We start from the raw sequence: 9,034 nt of genomic DNA, 5'->3' as shown, positions 1-9,034 counted from the left end.
CCGGGCCAGTGGGAGTTCCAGGTCGGCCCGCTGTCGCCGCTGGACGTCGCCGACCAGCTGTGGGTCGCCCGCTGGCTGCTCTACCGCACCGCCGAGGAGTTCGGCGTCTCCGTCACCCTCGACCCCAAGCCGGTCAAGGGCGACTGGAACGGCGCGGGCGCCCACACCAACTTCTCCACCAAGGCGATGCGCGAGGGTTACGACGCGATCATCACCGCGTGCGAGTCGCTGGGCGAGGGCAGCAAGCCGCTCGACCACGTCAAGAACTACGGCGCGGGCATCGACGACCGCCTGACGGGCCTGCATGAAACCGCCCCGTGGGACGAGTACACCTACGGCGTCTCCGACCGCGGCGCCTCTGTCCGTATCCCGTGGCAGGTCGAGCAGGAGGGCAAGGGCTACATCGAGGACCGCCGCCCGAACGCCAACGTCGACCCGTATGTCGTGACCCGCCTGATCGTCGACACCTGCTGCACCGCACTGGAGCAGGCCGGCCAGGTCTGACCCGCCAGCTCCGAACCCACCAGGGCCGCCCCGGCATCACCGCCGGGGCGGCCCCCGGCAGTTGTGGGGCGTGTCCGTGTACGGTCCGTGGCCGGCGCGAGGGTGACTTCCCCGGCGGGGCTCACCGCGGTTTCTCCCGCTACCGGGACGGGGCGCGCCTGCGGCACAGCGGGCCCTGAGACACCCGCGCCGTCGGCGTCGGGCTCCGCATGGGCCAGGTTTCCCAAGTGCCCGGGATTGCGGAGCCAGGCTCGCACGGTGGACATCACCTGTACGAGCCGGGCTCCGGGCGCGCGAAACGCAGTGGTGCCCGGTACGGCCGTGGTCATGGCCGTACCGGGCATCATCCTGGCTCACCCGAGCCCGAGGGCCGGGCGCTTGGGGCTGTGCCGGCTTCAGAGCGCGCCGGGTCCGCGTTCGCCGGTGCGGCTCACGGGGAACACGGGGAACACGGGATCACGGGGAACACGCCGACGAGCGCCGTGGTGAGCCTCATGCATCCACCATCGTGCCGTGCGGCTCGGCAGCGATCGTCGCCTCCGTGCCGGCGGCGCCCACCGCGCTGAAGTCGTAGGCGGTCTCGGCGTGGAATGCCTGGTCGACACCGGAGGTCTCGTGGTCCTCGATCGCCCGGAATCCGATCGTCGCTTCGACGGCCTTCGCCAGGATCCAGGTGACGACGAAGGAGAACGCCATCACGGAGAACGCACCGACCGCCTGCTTGCCCAGCTGCGCCAGAGAGCCCACGCCGTCGATGGCCAGGACACCCACGAGCAGGGTGCCGACCAGACCGCCCACCAGGTGGACACCGACGACATCCAGGGAGTCGTCGTAACCCAGCCTGTACTTCAGATTCACCGCCCAGGAGCACAGCGCACCCGCCACGACACCGATGAGGATCGCGCCGAAGGCGTTGACGTGCGCGCCGGAGGGGGTGATGGCTACCAGGCCGGCGACCGCGCCGGACGCGGCACCCACCGTGGTGAACGCCCCGTTCCGAATCCGCTCGTACGCCAGCCATCCGAGCATCGCGGCACCGGCGGCGACCTGCGTGTTCAGTGCCATGTTGGCCGCCGTGCCGTTGGCCGCGAGGGCGGAGCCGGCGTTGAAACCGAACCAGCCGAACCACAGCAGACCCGCGCCCAGCATCACCAGGGGCAGGCTGTGGGGGCGCATCTGCTCGCTCCTGAATCCGATCCGCCGGCCCACCACGAGCACCACGGCGAGCGCCCCGACACCCGCGTTGATGTGGACCGCTGCGCCGCCCGCAAAGTCGATCACCCCGAGCCTGAACAGCCAGCCGTCGGCCTGCCACACCCAGTGCGCGACGGGGAAGTACACCAGCGACACCCACAGCGTGATGAAGAGCGCCCAGGCACTGAACTTCACGCGATCGGCAACTGCCCCGCTCATCAACGCCGGGGTGATGACCGCGAACATCAGCTGGAACAGAGCGAAGACGAAGACCGGGATGCCCTCCTTGCCGCCGGTGAGCGTCTCGGCGTTGATTCCCTTGAGGCCGATGTGGTCGAAGTTGCCCAGCACTCCGCCCCCGAGGTCGTCACCGAAGGCGAGCGAGTACCCGTAGAGCACCCACAGCACGGTGACGATTCCGAGCGAAACAAAGGACATCATGAGCATGTTGAGGGCGCTCTTCACCCTCACCATGCCCCCGTAGAAGAATGCGAGGCCGGGCGTCATCACCATGACGAGCGCGGCACTTATCAATACGAAGGCGGTATCTGCGCCATTCAAAGCCTGGGTCTCCTTGTGGATCGCACCGTCCTGGATCGCTCGGGGACGGTGATGCGTGATTCTTCGGTGGCGTGGGTGTCCGCGCTGAACCGCCGGTGCGCAACTCGTACGCGACCGGCGGGAATCGCCACGGCTCAGACCGTTGCGACGAGCCCGGCTCTCGTGTCCGCGCAAGTGCCGCAGTCGGTGGCCGGCCTCATCGCCCTGGTCGCTGCGAGACGTGAGCGATCGCCGTCCGGCAACTGCGTCATGTCTCTGATGGCTCCAGGCCTGAAGCCGCACATGCCGGTCGAGTCCTACTCCCGCTCGGCGGAAGAGGCATCGGCGACCAGCCGCCGACCGAACCCCCGAACCCATGTGATCAAGGGCGGCTACGACTTCACAACCCATCACCGCGGCTCCGGGCAAAGACTTCGGTAAGGCTTCGGTATCGCACTCGTAGGGCCCTTCGGTACTGCGAAGGTTCCACCCATCACGTCAGGCCCCGGCGCAGCAAACCTTTCGGTTCCGTCGCTCGCGGCGGGAACGTCCCGGCCACGGACAGCCGGGCACATCTACGCGCAGGAGTACCACGCGGCCGCGCTCACCGGCCTGTCGCCGTGCTGGCGCCAGTGACCGGTTGGAATGCCCGAACGCGGGACCGTGACCGGAGCCGGAAGGTCACGCGTACAACCGGGCCCGAGCGGTCTACCGATGAGGGTCGGGGTGCCACCACAGTTCTTCGGTCAGGGTCTCCCACGGAACGCGCATGTGCCGGTGCTCGGATCCGTAGACGACCACGGCACGCGTCTTCGCAAGGAACGTCTCCAGGTCACTGGAGCGCATGGCCAGCATGGCTCTCCCCTCGGGCGAGCTGAGGCTGATGTGCACGCGGGCGGGCCCCGCCTGCCCGGGGGTGGCCGCCTGCCTGTGGACCCTGACGTCTCCCGTACCGGAGGAATCGCGCTGGCCTTCGATGAGGAGTTCTCTGGCGAAGACCCACTCGACCTGAGCACCTGGGCGTTCTCCGAAGACGACGCGCACCGCGTACGGGTCGTCCGAGCGATACGTGAAGCTGGCGGGAACAAGCCGGGGGCGCGGCGGGCCGTCCACGAGCAGCTGCAGTTGGGCGGTCGCCCGGACGGTCGTCACGCCTCGCTCGGTCTCCATGGTGCAGGCCAGTGGCGCCCGTTGCTCATCCGCGGGCAGCCCGACGTCCAGGCCCGTGGCGGGAGCGAGCTCCGGCGGTCGTTGTGCCAGGTCGCGCCCTTGGAGCAGGTGCCAGAGCGCATGCGTCCCCTGCGCGACCACAAGAAGCGTGCGTCGCGGCCCTCCGGGCCCGGGCAGCACGCCTGATCCCAGCACGGTGGTCTGCGGCGGCACGGGCAAGCGCCAGGCAGGGCACAGCCCTGACTGCACCGCCACCGGTCGGCCGAAGTCTCGGTGGGCATGGAAAAGCCTGTGGTGAAGCCGCCCCGTCGGCACGCCCTCCAGCATCGTCCAACCGAAAAGGAGATCGAGGTACGACGGGACGCCCAGGTCGCCAAGGCCAAGCCCTGGCACATGCGCGCGGGCGCACCAGCGGCAGGGCTGTCGCCGCCCGGACGGCGGCTGGAGCCACGGGTCAAGACCGCCGTACAGGTCGGGGAAGGGCAGTGGGTGCCATCGGGCAGACAGCCGAACGGTCCGCTCGATCGGTTCCGCCTGCGGGCTGCAGGCGCTGAGGCTCGGCTGCGGAACGGTCGTGCGAGACGTCCAGGCTTCGATCTCCCCCAGGCTCTCCCCCATGCCGGGCATGTCCCACAGGACTACCTCCGGAGCGACATGAGAAAGCTCCAGAGGCGCGATGCAGGCGGCCCGTCGCCATATCCCCGTCAACGTTCTCCACCCGGCCGGGATGACGACCAGCTCGTGCCGTGCCCGGGGAAAGAGCCACCCGGCCACGGCGGAGGCCGGCGCCTCGACCGAGATCGCGGGGCCCGAAGAGAGGTGTCCGCACGGTTCGAGGCGCTCGGGCCAGGCATCGGGAGCCCGGTGCGGACAGACCTCCCGCACGAGGTCGTCGGTGCAGCCGGCGAGCGCGCGTCCGCCGGAGAGGAGGCGGTTGACGAACGTCGCCTTCCCCGCCCTCATCGCCCCCGCCATCCCGATGGACACCACGGCGGTGCGGGGGTCTGCCGTGGCGCGTTCACTCACCCGGCAGCGCCCGGCCCCGACGATGTCGGTCGCCGGGAGCGGCTGGGGCGCCGGCCGGGGCGTGATCTTCTCGAGACGGGTCCCGAGAAGATCACGGATCGCCGCGGGGGTGTGGGCGCGTACTGCCCTGACCCGGGGCGCTCCCAGACTGGAGGCTGCCAGCAGGGCATCGAAGTCGTCGTTCACACTGGGAGCTCGGTTGAAGTCCATGGCTCCACCTGTCGGCTCAGTCATCCCGTTCCCCCCGTGCCCGGTTCCTGCCACCGCTCTGCAGTGGCGCGGAGCTTGACGCGTACCCGGCTCAAGCGACGTTCCAGGGCCTTCTCGGTCAGTCCCGCCAGCGCGGCGGCCTCGCTCTGGCTGCATCCCACGGCCCGCCAGCCGATGCCGATCCGCACCTGCGAGTCGGTCAGCAGCGGGATGATGCGGTTGATCTCGTCGTGGACGGCGGCTGCGTGGCAGGGATCGGCGGCACGCTGATCGGGGATGCCGACCAACGGATCCGCATCCTCCGGGCCCAACGGCCCCACCCGCATGGCCTGCCGTGTCATGCGCTCCCGGCTCCAGCGGACATACACCGGCCGGAAAGCGCGCACACAGGCACCGACGTAATACGTCGTCAGCCTCGCACCGCCGTCCGGGGTCCATCTGCCGTTCTCAAGCGCGTGGGTGCGGAAGAGCTCCAAACCCGCCAGGACAGTGTCGGTTGCGACCTCGCTGCGGTCGTCCCGGTCCCAGTCGCGGATGATCACGGCATCCGGGACCGGCCTGTGGATCATGCCGGTCTGCCGGAAGATCTCCCCCGTACTGTTCCAGCCGATCATGATGGGCCAGCCGTACTCCATCAGCTGACCTGCGAACTTACGGTAGCGGGGGCCGGTGAAGCCATCGGCGCGCAGCACTTCCACCACCCGGGCATCACCGGCCAGCCGCTCCGCGCGGGCTGCCGCAGCCTCCGGCTCCACTCCCCGGGCCAGCAGATCCTCGATCCGGGCCAGTTCCTGCCCATGTGGCGGCAGGAGCGGTCCCTCGCTGCCGGCATCCGAGGACCGGCCGGAGCACTGCGGACCGGGGCACCCGGGGGCACCAGCTGTGATCTCACTCGACACACCGGCTCCTTCGCGCAGTTGCGGACCCGTCATCGGGTGCGTGGCAATTGGCTCACGACCTTCTGATAGCTCCGGTGCGCGGATCTCCCCCCGGATATCTCCCAGGAATCACGCGGGGGCAACGGCGCCGCACGCGGCTACAGCAACAACATCCGGACACGGCCCTCAGCCGCGTCGCCCTGTCAGCAAAAGGAGCTGCCGTGAACGCTCCCCTCCTGGGCCAGCGTGCCGCCGTCATCCTCCTCCTCGGCATCCTCACCGCCCTCGCCGCCGGCGGCCTCACCGCCGCCAAAGGCGGCAACCTCGCCGACGCCACTCTCATCGGCGGTGCCACGTTCACCGCCGCCGTCACCTTCTTCCACTCCATCATCGAATAGCCCGAACACGGGCCAAGGACCGGCCGCCCCCGCCTTCGGCTCCGCCGAACTGAGGGCGGGGCCAGCCTGTTCGCACATCGCATGGCCGGAGGGCCATGGCGACGGCCGCCGACCGCCTACGACCGCTGACGAACACTCTGGATTCGTGCGGTCGCGGTGGCCACTGCCACGGCCTTGCCGTCGGGACCGATGAGCTCACCGGCCAGAAAACACACCTCTTTGCCACGCTGCACGATCCGTCCGCGCCCCAGAAGCCGTCCCGGACGAGCGGGACGGAGGAACTGAACGTGAAGATCGAGAGTCGGCGCGAACTGGCCTTCCGGCAACGTCGCGACCAGCGCCGGACCCAACGTGTCATCGAGCATCGCGGCCAAGAACCCGCCCTGGATGACACCGGCAGGGTTCACGAACTGATCACCCGCCACAAACGCCACCTCGATGGTTCCCTGCTCCGGATCCACCTCGACCAGCTCCCAGCCGAGAACCACCGCTGCTGGGGGTGGTGGGACCCGCCCCGCCTGCACATCCCAAAACAACCCGCGCCTGTGCGTATCCGTCTCCATGCACCGCATTGAACAGGCCCCCACTGACAGTCCCGGCAAACGGAGGGGGCCCTGGCCCGCTTTCGGGCGGCGAATCACCAACGGAAATCCAGTTGGTGACGCAGGGGTGGCGGCCTACCGTCGGACGCGATGGACATTTTCTTCCGGAAGCTGCCGGACAACCAGCACGAGATCCTGGTCCGTGACCGCCGCGGACCCGACGTCCGGCTGCACGCGCAGCCGACCGGCCCGACCGTGCCGCACGATCTGGTCCATGCCGCTGTCGAACAGGCACTCGGCCTGACCGACGGCTTCTGGGGCGCTGTCGCGCAGGGCGCGACCTTCCATGGATGCGAACTGGTCGCCCCGGGCAGGCACCGTCGCTCGGGTCTCAAAGTTCTGCGTCGCAAGGGTGATGCGGTGATGGCGGCCGAACTGGCGGTGAACTGGGCCTATCGGGTCTGGAGTGGCCTGCCCACCGAAGGCCGCGGCATCGGTCGCGGGCCCCTCGACGACGCCGATCTGGCCCGCACCGGCGCTGCTCTCGACGCGGCCGCTGCCCGCTGGGCGGCGGTCGAGGAGTGCGACTGCCTGACCTGGCGCTGGTGAACGCCCACGGGGAAGACGCGCGCCAGGACCCGTCCCGCGGGACCGGCGAGCCTCCCGCTGCTCCCCGGACCGTACGCCCGCAGCGATGCACCATCTGGCATTGTCCCGGTAGCACGATGGGTGGGTACCGGCCCGGTGCACGGAGCCGAGAGCAAGGGAGGGCCGGATGGGTGGTGGCGTCGGTCGGGGACAGGTGCTGGTGGTGGACGACGACCCGGCGATCCGGCGTTCGCTGGAGCGGGGACTGCGGTTGGCCGGTTTCGCGGTGGCCCTTGCCGAGGGAGGGCGGCCTGCCCTGGCCCATGTGCGCCGGGAGGCGACCGATGTGGTCGTGCTCGATATTTCCATGCCCGGTCTCGACGGAATCCAGGTCTGCCGAGCGCTGCGCGAGGACGGCAACGACCTGCCCGTGCTGATGCTGTCGGCGCGGGACGAGACGGCCGACCGCATCGCAGGGCTGCAGGCGGGTGGCGACGACTACCTGGTCAAGCCGTTCGCGTTGCAGGAGCTGGTGCTGCGGCTGGAGGCACTGCTGCGCCGACGGCCGCCCAGGGACACGGACATGGTCCGTGTCGGCCCTCTGGTGCTGGACCCGGCCGCCCGTGAGGCGCGGCTGGACAGCGAGTTGCTGGCGCTGACCCGGCGGGAGTTCGAGCTGCTGGAGGTCCTCGCGCGCAATGTGGGGATCGTACTCACCCGGGACCAGCTGCTGGAGCGCGTCTGGGGGTACGACTTCGAGGTGCGTACGGATGCCGTCGACACCTTCGTCAGCTATTTGCGCCGCAAGCTGGAGAGCGGCGGCCGGGCACGGATCATCCATACGGTGCGGGGAGTCGGTTTCGTCCTGCGCGCGGACAACGGGGGCGGGAACCCGTGAAGCTGTCCACGCGTATCGCGCTCGCCGTTGGAGCCACCGTGCCAGTACTGGTGCTGGCGGCGGGATGGTTGCTGCTCCTGCTGGTCGCCCGCGACCTGCATGCTGAGCAGGACGCGCATCTACGAGAGCGCGCGGCGGTGGCCGCCGGGAACGCCCGTCGGCTCCTGCGGGTCACCGCCGCCGACCGCCCCGCAGCGGTCGAGCAGGCCCGTGAGCGGCAGTTGTACGCCTCCGGCCTGGATGTCGGTATCCGGCTGACCGGGCCGCAGGGCACCGTGTCGGGCGGCCCGCAGCCCGACGCTTTCGTACCCCTGCCGGCCAGTGCCCGGATGCCGGTCACCATCGAGGACGGGGCCAGGAGCTGGCGGGTGCTGTCGGTCCGTGTGCAGGGCTCGCGCGCCGGTGTCGACGGCACGCTGTGGCTGTTCTCGCCCGATACCGCCGGCAAGGACCAACTGACCCTCGTACGCCGACGCGTGGTGACCGTGGCGCTGCTGGCGGCCCCGGTGTCCGGTCTGGTGGCGTGGGCCGTCGCCTCGCGGGCCGGCCGCCCGCTGCGCCGACTGCAACAGCGCACCAGCGGCCTCGACCCGAGGGTGGATGCGGCGAGGCTCGACCACAGCCGGACCGGAGTCACCGAGGTCGACGACCTGGCGCGGACGCTGCAGACCGTGCTGGCCCGCTACGACGAACAGGCCGCGCGGACCGCGGGGGCCCTGACCACCGCCCGGTCTTTCGCCGCCGCCGCGGCGCATGAACTGCGCACCCCGCTGATGAGCATGCAGACGAACCTGGAGATCCTCGACCAGCATCCCGACCTCGCACCGGCGGACCGGGATGAGGTACTGGGGGATCTCCAGGCCGAGCACGCTCGGCTGCTGGGCCTGCTGGTGATGCTGCGGGAACTCGGACGGGGCGATCTGATCGAGGCAGATGCCTTCGGCCCGGTGGACCTGACCGAGGTGATCGACGCCTCCGTCGCCGACGCCAAGCGCAGGCACCCCACGGCGGAGATCACTGTGCCGGTGATGCCGCGCCTGAGAGTGCACGCCTGGGAGCCCGGGATACGGACCGTCGTGGACAACC

At 70.0% G+C, this 9,034-nt stretch carries 8 protein-coding genes and 1 pseudogene; 5 read left to right on the top strand and 4 right to left on the bottom strand.

The window, feature by feature from the left end:
• Positions 1-504 (top strand): annotated as a pseudogene (gene glnII / locus ACI2LP_RS33495) (glutamine synthetase); the annotation flags it as partial.
• A 492-nt stretch (positions 505-996) separates the two neighbouring features.
• Here glnII and ACI2LP_RS33490 read toward each other — a convergent pair.
• The 3 genes from ACI2LP_RS33490 to ACI2LP_RS33480 all read right to left on the bottom strand — a co-directional run bounded on the left by ACI2LP_RS33490 (position 997) and on the right by ACI2LP_RS33480 (position 5,543).
• On the bottom strand, positions 997-2,259 hold the full coding sequence (locus ACI2LP_RS33490) for an ammonium transporter (protein WP_404728307.1): 1,263 nt from the start codon (positions 2,257-2,259) through the stop codon (positions 997-999).
• A gap of 687 nt (positions 2,260-2,946) precedes the next feature.
• Positions 2,947-4,644 (bottom strand): SsgA family sporulation/cell division regulator, encoded by a 1,698-nt coding sequence (locus tag ACI2LP_RS33485; protein ID WP_404728306.1) that lies wholly within the window; start codon positions 4,642-4,644, stop codon positions 2,947-2,949.
• A 20-nt stretch (positions 4,645-4,664) separates the two neighbouring features.
• Positions 4,665-5,543 carry a hypothetical protein gene (locus ACI2LP_RS33480; RefSeq protein WP_404728305.1) on the bottom strand — a complete coding sequence of 293 codons (879 nt, stop codon included), beginning with the start codon at positions 5,541-5,543 and terminating at the stop codon, positions 4,665-4,667.
• Positions 5,544-5,743: 200 nt separating this feature from the next.
• Between ACI2LP_RS33480 and ACI2LP_RS33475 the strand changes: the two genes are divergently transcribed.
• Positions 5,744-5,920 carry a hypothetical protein gene (locus ACI2LP_RS33475; RefSeq protein ID WP_404728304.1) on the top strand — a complete coding sequence of 59 codons (177 nt, stop codon included), beginning with the start codon at positions 5,744-5,746 and terminating at the stop codon, positions 5,918-5,920.
• Positions 5,921-6,036: 116 nt separating this feature from the next.
• Here the strand turns inward: ACI2LP_RS33475 and ACI2LP_RS33470 are convergent, their stop codons facing one another.
• Positions 6,037-6,483: a PaaI family thioesterase gene (locus ACI2LP_RS33470; RefSeq protein ID WP_404728303.1), complete on the bottom strand. Its 447-nt coding sequence runs from the start codon at positions 6,481-6,483 to the stop codon at positions 6,037-6,039.
• 129 nt (positions 6,484-6,612) lie between these two features.
• Here ACI2LP_RS33470 and ACI2LP_RS33465 point away from each other — a divergent pair, with 129 nt between their 5' ends.
• The 3 genes from ACI2LP_RS33465 to ACI2LP_RS33455 form a co-directional block, all read left to right on the top strand.
• Complete coding sequence (locus ACI2LP_RS33465; RefSeq protein WP_404728302.1) at positions 6,613-7,071, top strand: hypothetical protein; 459 nt, start codon at positions 6,613-6,615, stop codon at positions 7,069-7,071.
• Positions 7,072-7,237: 166 nt separating this feature from the next.
• On the top strand, positions 7,238-7,948 hold the full coding sequence (locus ACI2LP_RS33460) for a response regulator transcription factor (protein ID WP_404728301.1): 711 nt from the start codon (positions 7,238-7,240) through the stop codon (positions 7,946-7,948).
• Positions 7,945-9,034: histidine kinase dimerization/phospho-acceptor domain-containing protein (locus ACI2LP_RS33455; protein WP_404728300.1), on the top strand; the 1,090-nt coding region annotated here is incomplete at its 3' end. The genes ACI2LP_RS33460 and ACI2LP_RS33455, both read left to right, overlap by 4 nt.

Source organism: Streptomyces sp. NPDC019890, assembly GCF_044903445.1.
GTDB lineage: Bacteria > Actinomycetota > Actinomycetes > Streptomycetales > Streptomycetaceae > Streptomyces.
Note: the sequence above shows the minus strand (reverse complement) of the source record. Positions and strands in the feature narration are given on the sequence as shown.

Coding starts and splice junctions, on each gene's coding strand:
- ACI2LP_RS33460 (WP_404728301.1), top strand. CDS start 7,238: ATGGGTGGTGGCGTCGGTCGGGGACAGGTGCTGGTGGTGGACGACGAC.
- ACI2LP_RS33470 (WP_404728303.1), bottom strand. CDS start 6,483: ATGGAGACGGATACGCACAGGCGCGGGTTGTTTTGGGATGTGCAGGCG.
- ACI2LP_RS33465 (WP_404728302.1), top strand. CDS start 6,613: ATGGACATTTTCTTCCGGAAGCTGCCGGACAACCAGCACGAGATCCTG.
- ACI2LP_RS33485 (WP_404728306.1), bottom strand. CDS start 4,644: ATGGACTTCAACCGAGCTCCCAGTGTGAACGACGACTTCGATGCCCTG.